This window comes from Bacteroides sp. 14(A), from assembly GCF_000526555.1.
Classification (GTDB): Bacteria; Bacteroidota; Bacteroidia; order Bacteroidales; family Bacteroidaceae; genus Bacteroides; species Bacteroides cellulosilyticus.
Window position 1 is genome coordinate 2,939,598 of the sequence record NZ_JAGH01000002.1, and the last position, 24,104, is coordinate 2,963,701.

Below are 24,104 nucleotides of genomic sequence, written 5' to 3' on the forward strand. Positions count from 1 at the left end.
ATCAGATTCATGCCTTATTTTTGCAGATACATATGAATAGTTTGAAAAACTTTAAATAAAAGATATGATGAAGAAGATAATTGTATGGTTGGCTGTAATGATGTATACATTGTCCGGTTATGCACAAAATGCACCTTGGAATTTCCAGAGTAAAGTAGTCACGGATACTCTTTTCAGTAAAGTGTTAAATTCAAAGCGTGCTTATACCGTTTTTCTGCCAAAGAGTTTTGAACAAAATAAAGAGAAAAAATATCCGGTCCTGTATCTTTTGCATGGTATGTGGGAGACCAATCCTGTCTGGGCCGAGCGTGGACATGTAAAAGATGTGATGGATCGCCTTGTAGCCAGTGGAGAAGCATGTGAGATGATTATTGTTACTCCGAATGCCGGTGGCAATATACATATGGAATGGAACGGATATTTTGATATGCCTGGTTGGAAATATGAGACATTCTTTTATACGGAATTCTTGCCCTATATAGAGAAAAAATACAGGGTGATAGGCGATAGGCTGCATCGTGCCATTGCCGGCTTGTCGATGGGAGGTGGCGGAGCTACTAATTATGGCCAGCGCCATAGTGATATGTTTTGTGCAGTCTATGCGATGAGTGCTCTGATGTCTATTCCTGAGCAGGGAGCAGTATCTGCTGATGATCCGAATTCTAAAATAGCGATACTGACTCGTAGTGTTATTGAAAATAGCTGTGTGAAATATGTGACTGAGGCTGATGAGAACCGTAAGGCTGATTTACGTAATGTTGCCTGGTTTGTAGATTGTGGAGATGATGATTTCCTGCTTGATCGTAATATAGAGTTCTATCAAGCAATGCGTAATGCCGGTATACCTTGCCAGTTCAGGGTGCGCGATGGAGGACATGATTGGGAATATTGGCACTCGGCTCTTTATCAGTGTTTACCTTTCGTAACCCGGATATTTGGTAAGGAATGAATATACATATAAACAAACAATAATAGACAGATTATGAGAACATTTGTATTTACATGCTTGCTTCTTTTAGGCATGACGACATTTGCACAAGACGCGAATTTCCATATCTATCTGTGTTTGGGACAATCGAACATGGAAGGAAATGCAAAGGTAGAAGAACAGGATACAGTGGCAGTTGACAGTCGCTTTCAGGTATTAGCGGCTGTCGATTGTCCTAATTTGGGGAGGACCAAAGGGAATTGGTATAAGGCGGTTCCTCCTTTGGCTCGTTGCTATACGGGCTTGACCCCGGGAGATTATTTCGGCCGGGCTATGGTGGCTAATCTTCCATCTAATGTACGGGTAGGAATTATCAATGTTGCCGTAGGCGGTTGTAGGATAGAACTGTTTGACAAGGATAACTATCAATCCTATGTAGAAACTTCTCCGGACTGGCTGAAGAATATGGTAAAGGAATATGGCGGCAATCCTTATGCGCGTTTGGTTGAGATGGCAAAGCTTGCTCAAAAAGACGGAGTGATTAAAGGTATTCTGTTACATCAGGGAGAGTCGAATACAAATGATAAAGACTGGGCCTTAAAAGTAAAGGGAGTGTATGATAATCTTTTGAACGATTTAGGATTATCTGCCGCTAATGTGCCTTTGTTGGCGGGTGAGGTGGTACATGCAGATCAGAATGGCGTTTGTGCCAGCATGAATACAATCATCGACAGTTTGCCACAGGTGATTCCTACTGCACACGTGATATCTTCTGCCGGTTGTCCGGCTGCATTCGATAATCTTCATTTTACAGCTGAAGGATATCGGATGTTAGGAGCTCGCTATGCTGCTAAAATGCTTTCTATTTTAGGATATGGAGATTGGACGTCTGCTCAGAATATGAAGTTATGGTATAATCGTCCGGCACAAGATTGGTTGGAAGCTTTGCCATTAGGTAATTCCCGTTTGGGGGCTATGGTATTTGGCGGAACTGCCCGTGAAGAATTGCAACTCAATGAAGAGACGTTCTGGGCTGGTGGACCGTACAATAATAATAATCCTAAAGGGTTGCAGGTATTGCCTGAAATACGTCGCCTTATTTTTGAAGGCAAAACTTTGGAGGCGCAGAAACTCATTGATGAGAATTATATGACGCCTCAGCATGGTATGCGTTATTTGACGCTGGGGAGTCTTTTCCTGAATTTCCCCGGGCATGAAAATCCTTCTGAATATTATCGGGATCTGAATCTGGAGAATGCTACTGCTACAACACGTTATGAAGTGGATGGAGTGAAGTTTGTCCGTACGGCATTTGCCTCTTTGAGTGATGATGTGATTATTGTACGTATTCAGTCGGATAAGGCAAAGGCCTTGAATTTTGCCGTATCATACAGCAGTCCGCTGAAATCAGATGTACAAGTAAAGGGGGGCAAGCTGATTATCTCTTGTCAGGGAGCTGAACATGAAGGAATTCCTGCTGCTATGCGTGCCGAATGTCAAGTACAGGTGAGAACAGATGGTAAAGTGAGTAAGGAAGAAAGCGCGCTTGCTGTGAATGGGGCTACTGAAGCTACCTTGTACATTTCAGCAGCTACTAATTTTGTGAATTATCATGATGTCAGTGCGAACGAGTCAAAACGTGCAGCTACTTATTTGCAGAAAGCCACCCGCATTCCTTACGAACAGGCTTTGAAGAGTCATATCGCCTCTTATCGCAAGCAATATGACCGTGTGTCCTTGACTTTAGAAAGTACCGGAGTTTCCGCTTTGGAGACACCTGTCCGTGTGCAACGTTTTATGGAAGGGAATGATATGGCGATGGCAGCTTTGATGTTCCAATATGGTCGTTATCTGCTGATTTCTTCTTCGCAACCCGGTGGTCAGCCTGCCAATCTTCAAGGTATTTGGAATCATAGTCCATATGCTCCCTGGGATAGCAAATATACGATTAATATCAATGCGGAGATGAATTATTGGCCTGCTGAAGTAACCAATTTGAGTGAGACACATGAACCTCTTTTTGATATGGTGACTGACTTGGCAGTTACAGGCAGTGAGACTGCTAAAGTTCTTTATGATGCTAAAGGTTGGGTGGCACATCATAATACGGATATATGGCGTGCCTGCGGACCGGTGGATGCTGCATACTTCGGCATGTGGCCTAATGGAGGTGCCTGGCTGGCACAGCATCTGTGGCAGCATTACCTGTTTACCGGTGACAAAGAGTTTCTAAGGAAGTATTATCCGCTGTTGAAGGGAACTGCTGATTTTTATTTAAGTCATTTAGTGGAACATCCGAAGTATAAATGGATGGTTACAGTACCTTCCATGTCTCCTGAACATGGTTATCGGGGTTCACAAACAACGATTACGGCAGGTTGTACAATGGATAATCAGATTGCTTTTGATGCTTTGTACAGTACACTTCAGGCTAGTCGTATCTTGGGTGGAGATAAACAGTATGAGGATTCTTTGCAGGTAATGCTGAGTAAGTTGCCGCCAATGCAGATTGGGAAACATAACCAATTGCAGGAATGGTTAATCGATGCTGATAATCCGCTGGATGACCATCGGCATATTTCGCACTTGTATGGCTTATATCCCAGTAATCAGATTTCTCCGACTACAAATCCAGAGTTATTTCAAGCTGCCCGGAATACTTTGATACAGCGTGGAGATAGGGCTACCGGTTGGAGCATTGGGTGGAAGATTAATTTCTGGGCGCGTATGTTGGATGGCAATCATGCTTATAAGATTATACAGAATATGCTTCATCTTTTGCCTAATGATAAAGTTCAAAAAGAATATCCTGAGGGACGTACTTATCCAAATTTATTTGATGCCCATCCACCTTTCCAGATCGATGGAAACTTTGGTTATACGGCAGGAGTTGCAGAGATGTTGTTGCAAAGCCATGATGGTGCAGTACACTTATTGCCTGCACTGCCTGAAGCATGGAAAAAAGGAAGTGTGAAAGGCCTTGTTGCCCGTGGTGGTTTTGTGGTGGATATGGAATGGGATGGCGTTCAACTGAAAAAGGCGAAGATACATTCTCGTTTGGGCGGGGTACTACGTATCCGTTCTTATGTTTCTTTAAAGGGAAAAGGAGTGAAAGTGGCAGACGGTGCTTGCCCGAATCCTCTTTATGCATCGGCAGTTATAAAAGAACCGGTAGTTTCAAAACTGATAAATCCTCAGGTGCCGGTCCTTTATCGTACTTACGAATATGACATTGTTACCCAGCCGGGAGAAGACTATTCGCTGGAGCGTAGTATGTAATGATATTAGCAGTCTATTAATTGTGACAAAACCTTGGAGTGATGAAACTTACGACTTTATTTGCGGTTAGTGTCAGCCTGATACTTTCCGGCTTTTGTTCACTTGGAGTTCAGGCTCATCCTGTTCAGGAAAACAGCAGTGGGGACCCGATTCCTGCAGGAGCTTACTATACTGATAACTATCGGAATTTGTTTAATGAGTATTTAGGTATTTCTCAGCAACAAACCGACCGGAAAATGGAGCAAATCTGGAATCATTTCTTTGTGAATGAAAAAACAAAGGTTTACTATGAGAGTGATGACAATACTGCCTATATTTATGATACAGGGAATCAGGATGTACGTACAGAAGGAATGTCCTATGGAATGATGATATGTGTACAGTTGGATAAGCAGGCGGAATTCGATAAGTTATGGCGGTGGGCCAAGAAATACATGCTATATACTTCGGGCAAATGGTCGGGATATTATGCCTGGCACTGTACACCTCATGGCGTTAAAATAGGTAAGGAGCCGAGTTGCGCTTCTGATGGTGAAATTTATTTTATAACTTCTTTATTCTTTGCTTCTCACCGTTGGGGGAATGGCGGAGCATATGACTATAATCAGGAAGCTCAGAAAATCTTGAAAGATGTTATGTCTAAAGATGGTTCCCAAGGCGTTTATAACCTGTTCAATACTGAGAGTAAACTCGTTACATTTGTACCGGAAAAGGTCTATTATAACTATACGGACCCTTCTTATAATCTGCCTGCTTTCTTTGAACTTTGGGCTTTGTGGTCTGACACTAATAAGGAATTCTGGAAGCAAACGCCTGATGCAGCCCGTCGCTTGTTGGCTGATGCATCGCATAAAAAGACGGGATTGTTTCCTGATTATTCTGCATTCGATGGCACTCCTTGGAAACCTAAGAATTGGGGGTATGATACAAGAAGATACCAGTTTGATGCTCTCCGTTGTGCCATGAATGTTGGTATGGATTATTATTGGTTTGGGAAAGATGCTGCTAACCAGACAGAGATGATGAGTCGATTGCTTAACTTTTTCAAGCAAGATAATTTTACGCACGAATATTTTAATGTGGATGGTTCAGCACCTGCCGGTAATTATTCAACAGGTATGATCGGTGCAAATGCTGTAGGAGCCTTTGCTCTGAATGACAAGGATCTGGCGAAAGAATGTATACAGAAATTGTGGGATGAACCATTACCTACGGGGAAATTCCGTTACTATAGCGGTATGGTATATATGATGTCTATGCTGCATGTCAGTGGAAACTTCCGGATTATCAAGTAGCTTGGTGAATGGAAAGTGTAAAAGTAGTATAAGCGTAATATATTGATATAATAAAGAAAGCCAGCTAATTGTCATGAATTAGTTGGCTTTCTTTTTGTTTTGTTTAGTTCTGTTGCTCAATCTTGTCACCGTCAGAAAAAGAAGACTTTTGCTGTTCTTCCATATAGGAGGTGGGGGGTACTCCGTATAATTCTTTAAAAGCGGTAGAAAAATATGCAATATTAGTAAAACCTGTAAGGCTAGCGACTTCAGTAATGTTATGATATTGGTTTGCTAATAATGATGCCGCTTGTTTCAGACGAACATTGCGTATTAAGTCGCGGGTTGACTGGTTAGTTAGCTCTTTTAGCTTACGGTGCAAATGTACGCGACTGATACCTACTTCAGTTGCTATCATTTCAACATTCAAGTCAGGATTACCGAGATTGTCATTAATAACTTTCATCACTTTATTAAGCAGCCTGTCGTCAGGTGATTGGACTTTTAGTTTCTTCAACTTCTGTTCTTGCATCTGACTACCGCTGAAACTATTACGCAATACTTCTCTGCTCTTGATGAGGTTGATAGCCGTTTTTCTCAGTATTTCAATACTGAATGGTTTCACTATATATGCATCTGCTCCCATGTTTAAACCTTCCAGATTATCTTCCTCCCTTGATTTGGCCGTCAAGAGGATAATTGGTATATGGTTGATGGTTACGTTCTGCTTTATTTTTTTGCAAAGTGTCAATCCATCCATTTCAGGCATCATGATATCACTGATAATCAGATCAGGTTCTTTTTTTAGAATCATAGCAAGTGCTTCTTTTCCATTAGTACACTCGCTCATGTGGAAATCACTTGCCAATTCGCGACAGATGTATTTTCGTATTTCTTCATCATCTTCTACTACCAGGACACGATTCTTTGTTCTGGAACGTATTTTTTCGTCTTCTTCATCAACTGGAGAAGTGGGTAGGGCAGTTGTGATATGTACGGGAGAATTATTGTCAGTCGGGTTATTATCTATTTCTTCAGCGTTCAGATGTTCCTTGCCTAAAGGCAATCGTATAATAAAGCGGGAGCCTGGTTTCCCCTCATTATTTTCTGCTTCTATTGTACCGTGATGTAATTCTATTAATGAACGACTTAGATGCAATCCGATACCAGTACCTACATTAGAGTTATTGTGGCTGTTACGGATTTGATAGAAACGCTCAAAAATTCTTCCTATCTCTGCGGGGTCAATTCCGATGCCGCTATCTTCTATTATTATTTCAAAATAATGCTGTAAAGGGCAGGGAGCATTCATATCTTTACCGGTACGGAGATAAATATTGATTTTTCCGTTTTCCGGTGTAAATTTGAATGCATTGGAAATAATGTTTAGGATAACTTTATCAAAATTCTTAGGATCTATCCATGCCTGTAAGTTTTCCATCTCTGTTTGAAAACAAAGAGTGATATGTTTGGCATTTGCCTGATATTCGAAGGTGTAGTATAAATCCCGGATGAAACCCACAATGTCAATCTCTTGAAATTTCAGTGACATTTGCCCTTTATCGATTTTTCGAATATCCATCAGCTGGTTAACCAGGCGAAGAATACGTTCAGCATTCCTATAAATAGTATGATAGTTTTTTTGCCGTTCTCCATCTTTATCAGTAGAGATAAGCTTTTGCAGTGGGCTTATGATGAGAGACATCGGGGTACGTATCTCGTGGGATATATTGATGAAGAACTGTAATTTGGCTTCATTGATTTGCTCTGCGTGAATATGCTCTAATATCTCCTGACGGGCACGGTAACGATGGCGTACTTGGATGACGATGATATAGATGATGGCTATCAGTAATATCCCATACATTAGTTTGGCCCATCCGGATGCATACCATGCCGGGTCAATGGTGATACGTATTTCTTTAATATCAGAATAAGAGTCATTATCTTTTGCTTTTATCTGGAATGTATAATCACCCGGACTTAAGTTGCTGAATGATACTCGGTTGATACCTTGTTGCAAACTAATCCAACTCGTATGGTTAATGCGATATATATAGGTAATTCGTTCCGGGCTGAAAAACTCCATGGCTGAAAATTCTATACTGAAAGAATTATCTTTGTGGGAAAGCTGGAAATGATCAGCATCCATTACTGCAGTAGTAACAATGTCTTTACCTCCTGATTCCATCCCTTTCTTTACCATTTTATCATGGATATAAAAGTCTGTGATCCGAATCTCAGGTTTTTTACTTGAGTTGGTTATTTCTGCTGGATTAAAATAGGTGATACCGTTTGTTCCTCCAAAAATAAGTTCGCTTTGATGGTATGCAAAGCTAGCTCCTTTGCTGAATTCATTGCCTTGCAGTCCGTCACTTGCATAGAAATTAATGAAACTTTGGTTTTTGGGGTTGAACCGACTGATTCCATAATTCGTACTGATCCAGAGATATCCATTCACATCTTCCTTGATTGCACATATATAATTGCTCGGCAAACCATCTTCTATTGTATATTCGCGAATATCAAGACTTTTGGGATTGAGGTGTTTTAATCCTTTAGATGTTCCTATCCAGATGCTTCCATCACTACCCTCGTGAAGGGCATAGATTACGTCTCCATATAATATTCTCCTGTTTCTCAAAGGAGAAATGAAATCCATGGTCTTTATGTCCACGCATCCCAAACCGTCATAAGTTCCTATGTACAGTTTGCCTTCACTAGTGTATAAGAGACTGTTTATCCATGAGTTATGTAGCATGTTTACTTTTGTCCAGTCGGTGCTATTATTGGCAAGCATTGGGCAACGGACTACTTTTCTGGTATTGATATCCATGTAAAATAAGCCACCTCCCATGGTTCCTATCCACAATGTCTTATTGTCATCTTCTGCAAAGCAATATATGTTCTCTGTCAGATTAGACGGCTGTTCCGCTAGCTTTAGATATTCGCAACGACCGGTCTTGGGATCCAATCGTGTCATGCCGTGAAGGTAAGAGCCTATCCACAGATTGTAGTTGGAATCTTCGAAGATACTCATGATGGTTGCAGGAACAGAATGTGGATCATCTGTAGGGGTAAAGTGCGCTTTCAGCGTGTTGTCCGGAGCAATTGCATAAATTCCATCGTTGTCAGTACCTACCCAGAGTGTTCCGGTGTGATCCTTGTATACTGACATGACGCAGTTAGAACCGATTACATTATGTACTGAAGATTTATAGCCCATGTATTTGAATTCGTTTGTCGTGGCAGGTATAATCATAACTCCTTTCTGGAAAAAGCCTAACCATATATTTCCTATTTTGTCTTTCAGAATAGAATGCACTTTGGCTTTTTTCAGGTTAAATGTAGTGATATTAAAATTGGCTTCCTTTATCTTTTGTTCTTGAGTATCATATACTTTCATTCCCGAACCGTCTGTACCAATAAATATCTCATTCTGATCTCCGGGATATAAAATTTTGATAGGTAAATCTGGATTAGGAGTATCTGTAAAGGGAATAAACACATCTTTTTTGTCATCATATATAAATAACCCTTTCTTTAAGCTACTCATATAAAGATTACCCTGTTTGTCTTCACACATACTTGAAACAGTATTCTTGGCTATGTCTTTTTCGCCTGAATAATGTTTGGATTGGTTGTTTTTATCAAAACGAAAGATGCCATTATCTCCTGTCGCTATCCATAAATTCCCTTTTCTATCCTCATATGCATAAGTAATCAGATTACTGGAGATAAAGCGGCTTATTTGCCTGGCTTTTATACTGTCTCCCCTTGTTTCCAGTAAAAACATGCTATGTCCTGAGGTTCCTATTAATATTTCTCCATTATTGCGTTCAAGTATTGTTGCTATATTGGGGTCTATCGAAGCTCCACTGGAAAGGTACATCGGAATGGTGGTAAAACTAGCTGTTGCCCGATCATATATTTGTAGTCCATTCAGAGATCCTATGAAAAGGCGTCCTTGCTTGTCTTCATAGAGTGTACGTACGTAGTCGTTAAGTAGAGAGTGGGGATTACTTTTTTCATTTCTATAAACGGTGAATTTAGCACCGTCATATCGATTCAATCCATCCTCTGTTGCAATCCATATTATTCCGTCACGATCCTGGTATATTTTATTGAGCATACTGCTTGATAGGTCTTTATCAACCGTGAACATCTTTCCTTCTTGCCCATGAGATGTACTAGATAAGCATAAACTTAATAGGCATAAAATAAATGCAGTCTTCATAGTTATTAATTTTATGCTTGCAAATATACTTAATATCCGCTATATTTCCTTTTAAAATATGAACTTATATGTCGAATTTCTTATTCAGAGTTTGCGGGGCTTTTATGTTTTTACTAATTTTGAATTACGGTGTAAATGATGGATACCACGTCAATTGAAAAGTAACGAATGGGAAGATGAAGAAGAGAGAAACTAATGAGCAGATGGAGAGACAACAACCGTGTTATTATCCAAGGGAAGGTGCGAGTACTATTGTTGTTTTTATACATGGCATAGTGGAAGGACCGGATCAGTTTCTGGGTTTAATGAAACGAAGTTCCGAACTGGGTTTTGCTTCTTCTTCTTTGTTATTACCGGGACATGGCGGAACAGGGGAGGAGTTTGCACGCAGTAGCAGACAGCAGTGGCTGGAATATGTCAATGCGGAAATAGCTCGTTATAAGAAAAACTATAATTCGATTATTTTGGTTGGGCATTCTATGGGAAGTCTTTTATCGTTTCTTACTTATATGGAAAGTCCGGAGCAAATAATAGGCATAGTAGCTATAGATACCCCTTTATATGTGAGGGTTAAGGGTAGAGCTCTCAGAAATAATCTGAAGGTAGGCTTCTGCAAAGAAATTCCGGAAAGTGATCCTGCTCATGCTCTATTGGAGGCGAGTAGTGTAGCTCCTTGTTCCATACTCACTTATTTGAGTTGGGTACCGAGAATGATTGACTTGTTTTGTTTGATGAAGAAAACAAGAGAGGTACTACCACAGGTCTCTATTCCTACATTGGTCTTTCATGCAGATGATGATGAGTTGGTAAGTGCTTCCAGTGTGAAGTGCTTCGAGAGAACAATTCCGGAGAAGTACTTACAACTTGTTCACTTAAAAGAGTCAACTCATTTTTTTTATGGAAATGCGGACTGGGATTTGCTTTATTATACTTTTAGCCACTTTTTACAATCCTGTTAGAAGTTTTGCAAAAACTTCGACAGGCTCTCTTCCCGTGACAAACCTAATTTCTTTCTAAGCCTGTATCGTGCTGATTCCATACCCCGTTCCGATAGATTGAATAGTGGTGCAACTTCTTTGGTGATTAAATCCATACGGATATATGCGGCTAATTTTAATTCGCTGGATGTAAGATCGGGATAACGTTCTTTCAGGCGGCTGAGAAAGTTATTGTGTACGATGTTGAAGTTATTTTCCAACTTTTGCCAGTTATCTTCATCTTCGATATTGGCATGTACTTTCTCCAGAAGTCTGTTCAATTTACGCAAGGCGTCTTTGGTCTGTTCTTTACGCAGATAGGCAGAAATTTTCTGGAGTTCGTCTTGCATGAAAGTGAAAATTTCCTGCTTCTGAATTACATAGAACATGGAATTTGAGAGTTCCTGGCTCTTTAATAATAACTCTTGTTGAAGCTTGTTATTTTCCAGTTCAACTATCCTCTTTTCCTGTGCAAGAGCTTCCTCTTTTAGTTTGAATTCCCGTTTAAGGCTTTCTTCCTTCAGTTCATCCAGACGTTTTTGGTGTTGCTTGTTGAATCTCTGGTTCAATAGTTTATAGATTCCATATCCGAGTGCAACAAGGAGAAGTACGTACATGATGTAAGCATAAATACTTCTATACCAGGGTGGAAGAATTCTGAGATGAATTTCTTCTACTTCCGTCTGGTGGGTATGATGATTGTAGGCACGTATAAGGAAGGTATAATTTCCTTCTTTCAGTCCAGTATATTCTTTTATGCCTGAAGCGTTCAATGCCAGCATTTGTTCATCCAGCCCTTTTAGCTGAACGGAATAAGTGATTTTATCATAAGAATTAGTATTCGGATTCATTTCAAACCGATATGAAGCATCCGGCCGATATTTTCTTAGGATAGTCTGATGTTGTTTGTCAGTTGGAAAGCCATTGTAGAAATAAGAATCTATTTCTTCATTGCTGGAAGAGATTATTACTTTTTTAATCAGGAACTTGTAACTGTTGGAGAGGGATGACAATGAATCTGTAGTGATACGATAAAGACTGAAACCATCCAGAGTGCTGATAATACAAGTAGCCGAGTCCACTCTGTTGATATTTTCGAAGGTACCCATCAGATTGTTTTGCAAACGGGTGGTACTGATAGAATCTGTTATATAACCATGTGGGGTAATGTAATTGATTTTCAGTTTACCGGACTGCATATACCATACACAACTGTTTTCTTCATTGCTGACTACACGAAGATAATCTCTGTTACCTATACGCTGATTCCATTCTTCGGATAATTCGAATTCCTGCCTGATGGAGTTATAACGATAGATACCGGAATCTGTTGTGAAGTAAACACGGCCTTTGTCTTTAAACAGATTGGTCTGGTAAGAGTTATTCTGATTCGGATAATGCTGGCAGGATACTACTTTACTATATTCCGAATTCAACTTGATGGCACTCAGACCTGTTCCATGAAATATCCACCAAATATCATCAGATTCATCATATTCTACATAGCGTACCGAGAGATTAAAACCTTTTATTTTCCGTGTGGATATCCAGCGAGGTGCAGGCTCCGTGCCTTTGTTTTCTAATAAAACCAATCCGGTGTAGCTTCCTGCCAGCACTTTGGATTTATTTTCTCCGACCGGTGTAAAGTTCCAAAAGCCATTTTCACCTATCAGGGGGATGGCCGTTCCTTCCTCAATCATAAAGGCTCCATTATTGTGACCGCAGAACAGAGTTTTTCCAATGGCGGTCAGATTCCAGACTTGTCCATCGGCATTTTTTACGGGACGGAGAGCCAGGTGGCGGATGTCTTTGATAGGCCAGGGGCTATAATATAATCCCTGATTCGTTCCGAAATAGATGTATCCATTATGAATAATTGACGCATAGCCTACTCCGTAATTCTGGTTTCCGGTATAGAGGTTTGATAATGGGCTGTTGGTTTCCAGATAACTGATGCCATTGTCAAGTCCCAACCATATATTATCTCCTTCGGTCACGTTCAGACTCAGTACGGAATTGTTTTGCAGGCCCGACCGAATATCATATTGCTCAATCTCTCCTGTAGGAATATCTGCAATAATCAGTCCGCTCTTAATCGTCCCGATATAAATCTTGTCATCCTTTATTTCTGCGCAATACAGCTGACTGGATTTGAGTAACGGATCATTTTGAGTGATGAGCGGAACAGTTGTTGAATTGTCATAGATATAAATGCCATGATATTCAGTTATCAGTAATAGCTTTTGATCCTGATAGGGGAGTATTTCGCTGATATGGTAGTTACTGATCTTTTCCGTACTTGCCAACGGTATAAATAACTGTCCGGTTTGCAGAAATACCCCCGCGTTTTCCTTGAACACATATAAATTTCCGTTTATATTGGCGGAGCAGAGCATACGTTCCTTACTTTGGATAACAGTAATTTCATCGTTCGTAAGTTTGAATATATGGTTGTAGGATACAAAGTAGATGCTATGATCTATGCAATAGATATCCCATACATCACTGAAATTGCGATACTTATCTTCCAGACTGTCGGATAAGGAATGATAGTGCATAGCTCCCTTTTCGTCTGGCGAGAAATAACCGAAATTATTGAATGCTCCTACGTAGATACGTTCCTTGCCGTCATGGTAAGCCGTCCGGATAATCATGCCATTGCTGAACAGATGCCATGAGTAACCATCGAACTGTAGTAACCCTGAGTTGTTGGCTGCATAAATCCAGCCGTTGTTGTCACGGGTGATTGTCCAATTCTGCGTGCCCCCACCATATTCCATACGACTGATGTTATTGATATAAGGTAACCAGTTCTTTATGGAGTATATATGAACGGAGAAGATGAGTAATAACAATGTCAGTGTGTATTTCATTTCAGCCTCTTTTGCTCCAAAAATATAAATTTATTCAATATGAGCTATCGGTTCATGGATATATCTTTCCGTTTTCATTTTCTCTTTCCACTTCACCGTGATGTCCGGATTGATCTGTAACCGTGCATCTATCTTGCTGAAAATCACCGTATCTCCTTGCCACATTGCTTCTGAAGGCCAATCTGCATTGATGTATGAAAATGCTTTCACGACATCCGGATTACTCTCCACCGTATTGAACAGCTCCTTGTACCAGGTACTCCAGGCGCGATTGGCCTGTTCCGGATTGGAAAGGCGTAACTCGGAAGCTACAACTCCCTTTTCCTGAAACATAGGAGTAGATTCCGCAATAAAGAGCGGCTTGCCATGTTTGCGAGCCAGGTCTATCATAGCCTGGCAACGCCCCTGGGCAAACTGGCTGTATGCAAACCAATCTACATATTCATCACCGGGGTAATATTGATAAAGTTCGTCCATACTGCTGTTGCCTCCGGTGGATTGCCAAACATAAGCTACATTGGATATGTTCAGTGAATCGAATAGGGTATGGATACGGCGAAAAGCTGTAATGTAAGCTTCCGGTTGATAGTGATTCCAGGCATGCCCGTCGAATTCATAGCCGATGCGCAGAAATACTCTTCGGGGGGTAATGTTTTGTATCCATTCTCCCAAGCGAATGATATAACTGTCATGTTCCCCGCTGGCTACTTTTTCTTCATGGTTTACTAATTCAAGACCGATGGCTACGTCACAGCCTTTAAGCAGGGGAGATGCAAGTTGTGCGTCCGCAAAGCAATTGCCTGCCCCCCAATTGGCATTCGATGTAAGCCCGTCAAGTCCCTGGTAAGTATATCCGTAAGATACATCTCCCGGACGGATGTTGGTATAGATGGTTATACCTGCCGGAGTTCCGAAGAAGTTAACATATCCTTCTTTCCCTTCTATACCGCCTATTGCTTCCATATCCTGACCGATGAAAACCAGGCACTTGCCGTCTTCCGGCTCGAACTTGGCATAGTTTACGGAAGACTTCTTGTTTGTACAAGCTATAGCACAAAGAACTATAGCGAGATAAAATAGCTTTTTCATATAGCAAATTAATAGAGTTTACAATAAAGGTTTGTATTCAAAGCTGTCAAAATAGGCCCATTTGCCCCGTCCTGATACATCCTGGCAGCACATACCGATGAAAGCTCCGGTAAAGGCGGCTTTGTATTCAAACTTGTTGCAAACGTAATCATCAGATATGATGGAAGCATCCAATGTACCCCCTATTTCCTGCCATGTATTCCCGTCGATGGAATAACTGAAGTTCAACTTTTCTCTCTGAACGGTTGCCCGTAGCCATACTTCTCCCTTTTCCAGCCGGATATATTCCGGTAACGGCTCACTCCAGCGATTATCATCATTGACGAATATATTCAGCACATAGCTGTTGAGAGATTCTTCCCACGACATGAAGAGATAGTAAAAGTGCCTTGTATTGTAGTAATAGGTCAGTCCTGCCATTTGCTGGAAAGTATCCGGTTGAAATTCCAGTCGGGTGGTAGCTGTAAAGTTGAAGTCTTGTTGTCGCCTGGCTATCATGCTTTGGTGATGGGTGGAACAAAGTGATTCCCTACCTTTAATACTCAGGAATCCACTCCGTTTCCTGAGTGATACCCAGGTTTCATCCATCGGTACACGGAGTGACTGGAAGTCGATAGGCATAGTCTCGTCTTCAAAATCACATCGTTCCGGTAAAGCCTCCCAACGGCAGACTGGCAAGTCGGGAGCTTCAATTTGTACCTGCGGTCCATTACCTCCGCTTTTCAGATACAGCCAGCCATCTTCGTGCCACACTACTTCTTGCAGGCATGTTTCGCGCCCCAGGGTACATCTGCCACGGGTCGTTAATGGTCGCCCTGCAAGGTGGGTCAAGTACCATCTGCCATCGGGAGTAGATACTACCGAGCCGTGACCTGCCTTTTGGAGATACAAATCCGGATTGTGAGCAGAAGTCAGTACCGGATTCGTAGGATGTACTTCGTAGGGACCGGTAATCTGCCGGGATCGTGCCAGAGTTACGGCATGATTATATTCCGTTCCACCTTCGGCTGTTATCAGATAATACCAACCGTTGCGTTTGAAGAGTACGGGACCTTCCGTAACTCCCAATCCAGTGCCGGGGAAGATGTAATAAACCTCTCCGATAAGCCGGCGCTCCCGGTAAGAATATTCCTGCAAGACAATTCCACCGAAGAATTTTCCTTTCCGGTGATCTACAAGCAGATTGGGAACCCAGGCGCGTCCGTCCTCGTCATGGAACAACGAAGGATCAAACCCGCTACTGTTCAGATAGATGGGATCGGACCATTCACCGTCTATTTCGGTTGCCGTCACAAGATAGTTGTGTGTATCTTTCCATCTGCCGTCGAAGCGCTTGACATCTGTGTAGACCAGATAAAACGTTCCGTCCTTGTAGGTCAGATTGGGTGCCCAGACTCCGCAGGAGTCGGGATTTCCTTTCATATTGAGTTGAGACACTCGGGTGAGTGGCCGGGTTAGTAAATGCCAGTGAACCAAGTCACGGGAGTGATGTATCTGTACACCCGGAAACCAGTCAAAAGTGGAGGTGGCTATGTAGAAATCATCTCCTACGCGGCAGATAGACGGATCCGGATTAAATCCGGTCAGAATAGGGTTTGTAATCATATTCATAGTGCTAAGTTGTTTTTATGAGTTCTTTTTCTAGTTCTTCCATGTTGCGTCCCTTTGTTTCGGGGTAGAGCAGACTGACGGAGATCAGGCAGAATACCATGATGATAGCATAAATCATAAAGGTATTGCCTGCACCCAGATGTTCTATCTCGACCGGGAACAAGGTGATGACGGCGAAACTGATAATTCCATTGAAGACACCTGCAAGCGATATACCCAATCCTTTTACATGATACGGGAATATCTCAGACAGCAATATCCATGTAATCGGACCTAGTGAAATAGAGAAGCCGACTATCATGCAGAGCAGTCCGATCAGGATAATGACGGGGGATCCCGACATATAAAACGTAGCAGATACAGTCAGCAGTGAGGCTATCATGATACACGAACCGATAATCAGCAGAGGTTTTCGTCCGAGCCGGTCAATCAATGTCATGGATGCGAGGGTCATAACCACCATACATATCCCGATAAGGTTGGATTGCAGGAAAGAACTGTCGGGGGTGAAACCCGCCATGTCGAACACCTTGGGTGCATAGAATAATACCGCATTGATTCCGCATGCCATCTGGAAGAAGGCGACACTGAAAGCAATAAACAGTATCAGCCGCATCGGGCGTTTAAACAATCTGCGTCCCTGTTCCTGATAGGAGAGGGCAGTCTTTTCCTTGTCTTTCCGTTGGCTCCGGTTTTCGGTCCATACCGGACTTTCCGGTACGAATGTCAATCCGATTAGGTAGATAATCGGGAACAAAGTACCCAATCCGAGCATCCAGCGCCATTTCAGTTCCGGACTGTCGAACCAGCCATTCACCAACGTATTGGAAGCGTAAGCCACCAGATAACCTACTCCGATGTTCAGTTGATTGAACGATACGAGAAAGCCCCGCTTATCGGAAGGTGCAAGTTCCGCAATGTACATGGGGACTACCAGCAGTGAGATTCCTATACCCAGTCCACCGATAAAGCGGCTTATCAGAAAAAACAGATACGTCTGACTGAGTGCACTGCCCAATGTGCAGAAGCAAAAGAGCAGTGCTGCCAGAATGAGTGATTTCTTTCGTCCGATTCTTTCGCTGACATTTCCGGCAAAGAAGTTACCGATGAAGGTTGCCAGCATGGTGATGCTTACAGCCAGCCCTTCCTGAAAGGAGCCGGATTGCAGACCGAAAAAGTCGCCGAAGTACATGCTTGCTCCCGATACATTGGCCGATATGCCCAGCAGCAGACCACCTATCGAGACGATGAAGCAGGTAATGTACAGATATGCATTGTTTCTTTTATCCATTGATTGATTTATTCAGGGTAAATAATTACAGTGTGTTTATTGGGGCAGTTTACTCCAATCCAATTCCGCAGCATGTATATAGCCATTGCCCGAAACTTTCTCTTTCCAGTGGTTGCTTACATATTCACTTTGCTGAATACGTGAGTCGCATTGCTGGAAGGTTACATTTACTATCCACATCGGTTGTGAGAGCCATTCCACATTGATGTAAGAGAAAGCTTTAACCACATCGCTATTTTCTTCGATAACACTGAAGAATTTGGTGAACCACTCATCCCATATCTTCCGGGCTATCTCAGGCTTTTTGATATCCGCATCGAAGTAAGTCTGTCCCTTCTGGAAGACGGGAGTCGATTCGGCTATGAATACCGGTTTGCCTTTCATCCGGGCAAATTCGATCATTACCTGATCCGGCTGCCCGAAATAAGAGTAGGCACACCAGTCCACATATTCATCTCCCGGATACCATTTCTGCATATCGGATAGGGGAGTACCATCTCCTTTGGATTGCCATACATAAGCTACGTTGTGGATGCCTGCCGCATCAAAATGATCTTTGATGTGTTTGTAGGCGGGGATATACGTTTCGGGTACATAATGATTCCAGTCTGTACCGTCGAATTCATAGCCGATACGCAGAAAGACGGGACGGGGAGCAAGCTTCTTGAACCATTCACCTATTATATCCAGCTTCCGGTCGTATTTGCCGGATGCTATGTCCGTTTCATTTCCCACAATGGCAAGCCCTACGGCGATCATTGAGTTATTGAAACGTTCCGATTGAGGGTATAAGTTGGCACAACAATCACCTGAACCCCAATTGTCGATATCATAAAGACCGGATACTTTATCGGTGTCGCTACCGCCCAGTCCCAGATAAACGGTTATTCCTGCCGGAGTCTGGAAATGATCGCAATAGCCTTCATTGTACTGTTCCAGTCCGCCTACAGCTCCTAAATCCTGACCGATGAAGACAAAGCATTTGCCGTCTTCAGGTTCGTATTTGGAGAGTTCCCGCTCGTTAGGTTCCGGGGCGGGGGTATCATGCTCTTTATTCTCACATCCGATGCAGGAGGTGAAAAGGAGGGGAAGTATGATATACTTTAATATTGATTTCATGATTGATATGAGTTTATAGTTTCATTGTACTTAGTTACGAGCTACAAGCTACAAGTGCCTTTCGGAATATAGCGCAGCTACTTGTAGCTTGTAGCCGGTAGCTCATAACTTTTCCGAGAGGAGGGATTGCAAATCTGCCTGTATTTGTGAGCGGCTCGTCCCAGCCTGCTAGGATGCACTGTCCTAGCCTCCTAGGACGAGCCGCTCACAAATGCAGGGACGAGGTTAGCGATAGAAGAACAGGTGAGGTTTTGTACCCGGGCGGAGGATGAGTTTTTATCCCGGTATAGGGATAGCCCCCTATCCCGGGTACGGGATATTTTCCGGCTTTTGGTAGTACCAGTCCTTCGGTAACCGCATCTCCATTCTTTCATCACTAAATTATCACTTAGTTCAGTAGGGTTATGGGTTAAATGATAACCCCAATATTAAGTAAATAGAGTATCTCAATTCCCCTCCTTCTAGAAGGAGGGGTGCCCAAAGGGCAGGGTGGTAGGTAAAGCAAGAAATACCTATGAACCATATAAATAATGAATTACTTTCTCACCTACCACCTCCCCCTTCGGGTACTCCTCCTCCGACGGAGGAGGAGAATTAAGATAGTATTACTTGACCATTTAGTTCCTTTCTAATACATTCGGATTCTTCTCTGTTTCACTGTGAGGAATGGGTAGATAGTAATTGTTTTCATTGAATACCCGTTCCTCAATAGTTACTATTTTATAGTTATTATTGTTTCCGTCAAACTCAACCGTCATTCCCTTGATGGGTGCCCGTAGAGTCGCTGCTTCTTTCCAGCGACGCAAGTCGAAGAAGCGGTGTTCTTCCAGACACAACTCTACGCGGCGCTCATTGTGAATACGGATACGCATCTCGTCTTTAGATAAACCTTCCGGTAATCCCGGCTGGCCTGCACGGTCGCGAACCTCGTTGATGGCATCGTACACACTCTTATCCGGTGCAGCCAATGCCTCATTCTGCGCTTCGGCATAGTTCAGTAACACTTCTGCATAGCGGAAATAAGGCCAGTTGTTATCCTGTGCAAAGGCTCCGGAGTATAAGTCGGCAGATGCTCCGTCATATTCCTGCATCATTTTGCGAAGTCCATACCCGCAGCGTGCGCGGTAATCGTTGGGCAGACAGTTGCCGCTCCAATCCGGGTTTTGCAGATGGCGATGCATAAGCAACTGACTTCCTTCCCAGTAACTTCCATGATAAAGCAAAGTCTGATAGAAACGTTTGTCACGGTTGGCGTATGGGTCCTGTGGATTGTAAATAGATGTAGGATCGGTTATCAATTTACCGTCTGTGGTTTCATAAGCATCAGCTAAGTTCTGGGTGGGATATAAACCGTTCCAGGAACCGCGGTCGGCATCGGCAGGGTCAAGACTCCATTGCATGTGGATGTTATGCGTAATTTCCGGGAACTGGAAGCGGCGCTCAAAGATAATCTCCGTGTTGGCATTCGATTTGTCGAAGAATAAAGAACCGTAGGCATATTCACCGTTGCGGTAAAGATGATACACTCCCAGAGTCATGACAGCTTGTGCGGCTTTGGCAGCATCTTCCCAACGCTCTTTAGAGTTGGAGGCATTGTTGAGCGGGCTGGCAAGATAGAGCAGGGCACGAGCTTTCAGCGCCAGGAAGGCACCACGGGTGGCACGCCCTTTCATGGCGTCGGAAACGGTCGGGTCGAGATCTTCCGCATAGTTATCGCTCTCGGTGGCAATGAAGTTTATCAATCCTTCGAAATCGGTGGCCGGTACCAGCAGATTGTCTTCCAGTTGCTGAGCTTCCGTAATCAACGGTGCCCGTCCGAATGTCCTGGCAAGGTCGAAGTAACAGAATGCCCGCAGGAAACGTGCTTCCGCTTCGTAATATTTCTTTTCGGTCGGTGTCAGCACCACGTCTTTGGTGTCCGGAACGGCGGCAATTATCAGGTTACATTTGCGGATAATGCTATAATTGCTCTTCCAGATTTCGTCGATGAACGGAGTGCTTTGCGCTGTGATCTGTCCCGTATTGAACTGATTTACATTTGCATCGAACTTGCCGTCGAAGTCGTCGGCGCCGGCATCGAAGTTACCGCCGAAAGCGGCAGCCCAGTCCTGATCCCATCCCTGCGTATTACGGTTGAAGCCGCATACCAGTGTACCGTACGTATTGGCTACGAATTGATCGATAAGCTTTTTGTCCTGCCAAATCAAGTCGTCGGAGACAAATGTCGTAGGCTTGATGTCCAGCATATCAGTACAGGAAGTCATGCTGATAGCGGCAAGTAGTATGAATAAGGGTTTAAATATTTCTTTCATGATATTGTCTGTTTAAAATTGAATACTGATACCTGCGTTAAATGATTTCATTTGCGGATAAGACCAGCCTTGTGAGTTTACATTTTCGGGGTCTATCTGAGGAACATCGGTAATGGTGAAGAGATTCTGTCCGCTGACGTACACACGTACATTCTCTAAACGGAGGTTGCTCAACCATTTGCGCGGGAAGTTGTAACCTACTTCAATGTTTTTCAGTCTGAAATAAGACGCATCATACAGATAGGTCTGCACGGGTGGGAAATCCGTATTCGGAAAGTTGTGCGTGGACTGCTCCAGACGCGGATAACGTGTGCCGGGATTGTTCTCGCTCCATGCTTCTTTTACCCAGAACTGAGGCAGATTGCCATCATTGAAGTAAGGCATTACTACGCCACCATTCAGATAAACCTGCGCATGGGCTGCTCCCTGGAAGAGGAAACTGAGGTCGAAATTCTTCCATGCCAGGCTTCCGTTGATACCATATACGATTTCCGGTACGTTGCCGTATCCCAGATAAGTCATATCACCGGCATTTACCACTTCGTCACCGTTTACGTTTACATATTTGATATCACCGGGGCGGGTCACATAGTCGCTTCCTGCCACTTCCTGTTTGGCATACGCATCTATTTCCTGTTGGTTCTGGAAGATACCGTCTGTCTTATAACCGTAGTAGCTGTAGATGGGACGTCCGGTTTTTCTCAGGTACTCGGAGGTTCCTGCGGCCTCAGCCATTTCCAATATCTTGTTGCGGGCATAAGTGAAGTTTCCGCCTATGGAGTAACGGACTTTGCCGATGTGATGATTGAACGTCAGGTTGGCATCGATACCTTTATTCTCCACCTTGCCGATATTTTCAAGCGGGAGTTCTCCACCGAACGACCAGGGCACTTCGGCTCCTCGCTGTGCAAGGATGTCGGAGCGGGTTTCTTTAAAGAAATCTAAAGACAGGTTGAACATATCAAACAAACCTGCATCTATCGCGATATTCATCTTCTTGGAAGTTTCCCAGGTTGCCAGTGCATTGGCTATGGGGCCGGGAACCAAACCTTTGGTAACCAATTCTCCGAATACGTAGTCGCCAAGGTTATTTGCCAGTCCGCCGCCATGCGAACCGCGTGAAGCGTACAAGTCGAAGCGGCTGTAATACGGGAAGGCTACACCACCGGTATTGTCGTTACCCAATGTACCATAGGACCCTCTGATCTTCAGGAAGTTTATCTTATTTTTCAAAGGTTCGAAGAACTTCTCTTCCGAAACCACCCAACCGATAGAGGCGGATGCAAATGTTCCCCAACGTTTGTCGGGAGCAAAGTTTTCGGAAGCATCCCGGCGGATATTCGCTTCAAACAGGTATCTGCCGCCATAATTATAGTTGATTCTACCCACATAGCTGAGACGTGCCGACTCTCTGTCATATCCACCCAATTGCTGTCCGGTACTGTTACCGGCACTGATCTGATCCATTACGTCCGAGTCGAATGAGTTGCGGGATACCCATACGTTGTGGTATTTTTCTTTGCGTCCCAATGCCATCAACAGGGCTGAAACGGTATGGTTGCCGAAAGAACGGTCGTAGGTAAGATGTCCCTGCCACTCTATGTATTCGTTGTCATTCTGATTCTGATAGAGTGAGGCGCTGCCCCGTGGCTGCAAGTTGTAGTTGTTGTCTTGGTCGCGTACATACAGGTAAGGGGAGAGTGACCAGGTCTTCTGGGCGTAATTGTTTTTATCGTATGAGAAGACACCCTTTATTTTCAGTCCTTGGGTTACGAACGGAAGGTCCTGAGTCAGTTCGAGGCGGGTTAACAGACTGTTGTTTCGTGAGTCACTGTATCCCGCGTCTTTGCTGGTTTGCGCCATGATGTTCGGGTGAGTGGCATCGGGTACTGTGTAAAGGCCATTGTCATACTTGGCAAGTAGCACAGGAGTATTACGGATCAGCTGCTGGAAGACATTGGTACTGCTCTGCGGGCTTCCATGACGGTATTCCACACGACCGGATGCATCTACCGAGAGCTGAGTGGTAGAAGTGATCTTTACGTCGATATTGCTTCTTAAAGAGTAGCGTTCGTAGTTCAGATTGTCCCACAAACCATCCTGATGTACATATCCGAAGCTGGTAAAGAACTTGATGTTATCGCGTCCGCCGTCCACGGTAATGTTGTGCTGATGCTGCACTGCATTCTTTGACAGCATTTCTTTGTACCAGTCGGTATTCGGATAGCGTTCGGGATCAGAGCCGTCGGCGAATTTTCTGATTTCCTCGTCTGTATAGATTGTATTGCCCATGTATATGTTCTTCATCCGGGCATAGTCGGTAGAATTGGCAAATTCCGGCAGACTTGTAGGCTTCTGTATTGATACGTTACCCGAGTACTTTACGTGGACTTTTCCGGTATTGCCTCGTTTGGTGGTGACCAGTATAACCCCGTTGGCACCGCGCATACCGAAGATAGCGGCTGAGGCGGCATCTTTCAATACGTTCAGCGATTCTATTTCATTGGGATCTATGCGGGCAAAGTCTTCTGCCTGGCGTTCGATGCCGTCGATGATATAGGTAGGTGAAGTTCCTCCCTGGAAAGTGGCAACACCACGGATATAGATTTGTGAGCCGTCCAGTCCCGGTTCTCCGGTGGTTTGTTTGGCTATCAGTCCGGGAATCTGTCCGATAAGTGCGTTGGAGGTATTTGCCGATTGGGCTTTCAGGATCTCGTCGCTTTTCACGGAAGCTACGGCACCTGTCAGATTTACTTTCTTCTGGACGCCATATCCCACTACTACTACTTCATCCAGTTTCATGTTGTCTTCACTCATAACTACACGCATATCTTTGGCTGCGGCAAGTGTTACGGTGCGATATCCTATATAAGATATCTTCAGCATGTTTCCTATGCGGGCTTCGAGCGAGAATTTACCGTCTATATCGGAGATGGTACCTTTTTGTGTCTTCTGGTCCTGTATGGATACACCAATCAGCGGCTCTCCGTTTTCATCAATAACCAGACCTTGAATAAGACTCTCTTGTGCGTATCCGCTTGCCGTTATAAGAAGAAATAGTATCCATGCAAGAGGCCGCAGTGTGATAAGTGGCAGTCTTTTCTTCATAATATT

The 24,104-nt window shown here is 43.5% G+C and carries 12 protein-coding genes; 4 read left to right on the forward strand and 8 right to left on the reverse strand.

What is annotated here, in order from left to right; all coding sequences use genetic code 11:
* Positions 1-67: 67 nt before the first annotated feature.
* The 3 genes from K429_RS0118585 to K429_RS0118595 are packed head-to-tail and all read left to right on the forward strand — an operon-like array spanning position 68 to position 5,502.
* Positions 68-949 (forward strand): esterase family protein, encoded by an 882-nt coding sequence (locus K429_RS0118585; RefSeq protein WP_007215496.1) that lies wholly within the window; start codon positions 68-70, stop codon positions 947-949.
* A 33-nt stretch (positions 950-982) separates the two neighbouring features.
* Positions 983-4,207: a glycoside hydrolase N-terminal domain-containing protein gene (locus K429_RS0118590; RefSeq protein WP_026367875.1), complete on the forward strand. Its 3,225-nt coding sequence runs from the start codon at positions 983-985 to the stop codon at positions 4,205-4,207.
* Between the two features lie 41 nt (positions 4,208-4,248).
* On the forward strand, positions 4,249-5,502 hold the full coding sequence (locus K429_RS0118595) for a glycosyl hydrolase family 8 (protein WP_026367876.1): 1,254 nt from the start codon (positions 4,249-4,251) through the stop codon (positions 5,500-5,502).
* Positions 5,503-5,605: 103 nt separating this feature from the next.
* Here K429_RS0118595 and K429_RS0118600 read toward each other — a convergent pair whose 3' ends face one another.
* Positions 5,606-9,718 carry a two-component regulator propeller domain-containing protein gene (locus K429_RS0118600; protein WP_026367877.1) on the reverse strand — a complete coding sequence of 1,371 codons (4,113 nt, stop codon included), beginning with the start codon at positions 9,716-9,718 and terminating at the stop codon, positions 5,606-5,608.
* A gap of 176 nt (positions 9,719-9,894) precedes the next feature.
* Between K429_RS0118600 and K429_RS0118605 the strand changes: the two genes are divergently transcribed.
* Positions 9,895-10,677 (forward strand): carboxylesterase, encoded by a 783-nt coding sequence (locus K429_RS0118605; RefSeq protein WP_026367878.1) that lies wholly within the window; start codon positions 9,895-9,897, stop codon positions 10,675-10,677.
* On the opposite strand, the gene K429_RS0118610 is transcribed toward K429_RS0118605, so the two are convergent.
* From K429_RS0118610 to K429_RS0118640, 7 genes are all read right to left on the reverse strand, one after another.
* The gene (locus tag K429_RS0118610; protein ID WP_026367879.1) at positions 10,674-13,568 is read right to left on the reverse strand and encodes a triple tyrosine motif-containing protein; all 2,895 of its coding nucleotides are present in this window, start codon (positions 13,566-13,568) and stop codon (positions 10,674-10,676) included. The two genes, K429_RS0118605 and K429_RS0118610, sit on opposite strands and share 4 nt — an antisense overlap.
* A gap of 30 nt (positions 13,569-13,598) precedes the next feature.
* Entirely contained in the window at positions 13,599-14,657 is a 1,059-nt protein-coding gene (locus tag K429_RS0118615) for a glycoside hydrolase family 26 protein (RefSeq protein WP_026367880.1), read from the reverse strand.
* Between the two features lie 18 nt (positions 14,658-14,675).
* Positions 14,676-16,268 carry a glycoside hydrolase family 43 protein gene (locus K429_RS0118620; RefSeq protein ID WP_026367881.1) on the reverse strand — a complete coding sequence of 531 codons (1,593 nt, stop codon included), beginning with the start codon at positions 16,266-16,268 and terminating at the stop codon, positions 14,676-14,678.
* Between the two features lie 4 nt (positions 16,269-16,272).
* Complete coding sequence (locus tag K429_RS0118625; RefSeq protein WP_026367882.1) at positions 16,273-17,559, reverse strand: MFS transporter; 1,287 nt, start codon at positions 17,557-17,559, stop codon at positions 16,273-16,275.
* Between the two features lie 36 nt (positions 17,560-17,595).
* Positions 17,596-18,678, reverse strand: coding sequence for a glycoside hydrolase family 26 protein (locus K429_RS0118630; RefSeq protein WP_026367883.1), 1,083 nt, complete (start codon positions 18,676-18,678; stop codon positions 17,596-17,598).
* Positions 18,679-19,295: 617 nt separating this feature from the next.
* Entirely contained in the window at positions 19,296-20,990 is a 1,695-nt protein-coding gene (locus K429_RS0118635; protein ID WP_026367884.1) for a RagB/SusD family nutrient uptake outer membrane protein, read from the reverse strand.
* Between the two features lie 12 nt (positions 20,991-21,002).
* Entirely contained in the window at positions 21,003-24,098 is a 3,096-nt protein-coding gene (locus K429_RS0118640; RefSeq protein ID WP_026367885.1) for a TonB-dependent receptor, read from the reverse strand.
* Between the last annotated feature and the right edge of the window lie 6 nt (positions 24,099-24,104).

What these genes read in the sequence shown, in the direction of transcription:
- K429_RS0118585 (WP_007215496.1), top strand. Translation starts at nt 68, where the DNA reads ATGAAGAAGATAATTGTATGGTTGGCTGTAATGATGTATACATTGTCC.
- K429_RS0118590 (WP_026367875.1), top strand. Translation starts at nt 983, where the DNA reads ATGAGAACATTTGTATTTACATGCTTGCTTCTTTTAGGCATGACGACA.
- K429_RS0118595 (WP_026367876.1), top strand. Translation starts at nt 4,249, where the DNA reads ATGAAACTTACGACTTTATTTGCGGTTAGTGTCAGCCTGATACTTTCC.
- K429_RS0118600 (WP_026367877.1), bottom strand. Translation starts at nt 9,718, where the DNA reads ATGAAGACTGCATTTATTTTATGCCTATTAAGTTTATGCTTATCTAGT.
- K429_RS0118605 (WP_026367878.1), top strand. Translation starts at nt 9,895, where the DNA reads ATGAAGAAGAGAGAAACTAATGAGCAGATGGAGAGACAACAACCGTGT.
- K429_RS0118610 (WP_026367879.1), bottom strand. Translation starts at nt 13,568, where the DNA reads ATGAAATACACACTGACATTGTTATTACTCATCTTCTCCGTTCATATA.
- K429_RS0118615 (WP_026367880.1), bottom strand. Translation starts at nt 14,657, where the DNA reads ATGAAAAAGCTATTTTATCTCGCTATAGTTCTTTGTGCTATAGCTTGT.
- K429_RS0118620 (WP_026367881.1), bottom strand. Translation starts at nt 16,268, where the DNA reads ATGAATATGATTACAAACCCTATTCTGACCGGATTTAATCCGGATCCG.
- K429_RS0118625 (WP_026367882.1), bottom strand. Translation starts at nt 17,559, where the DNA reads ATGGATAAAAGAAACAATGCATATCTGTACATTACCTGCTTCATCGTC.
- K429_RS0118630 (WP_026367883.1), bottom strand. Translation starts at nt 18,678, where the DNA reads ATGAAATCAATATTAAAGTATATCATACTTCCCCTCCTTTTCACCTCC.
- K429_RS0118635 (WP_026367884.1), bottom strand. Translation starts at nt 20,990, where the DNA reads ATGAAAGAAATATTTAAACCCTTATTCATACTACTTGCCGCTATCAGC.
- K429_RS0118640 (WP_026367885.1), bottom strand. Translation starts at nt 24,098, where the DNA reads ATGAAGAAAAGACTGCCACTTATCACACTGCGGCCTCTTGCATGGATA.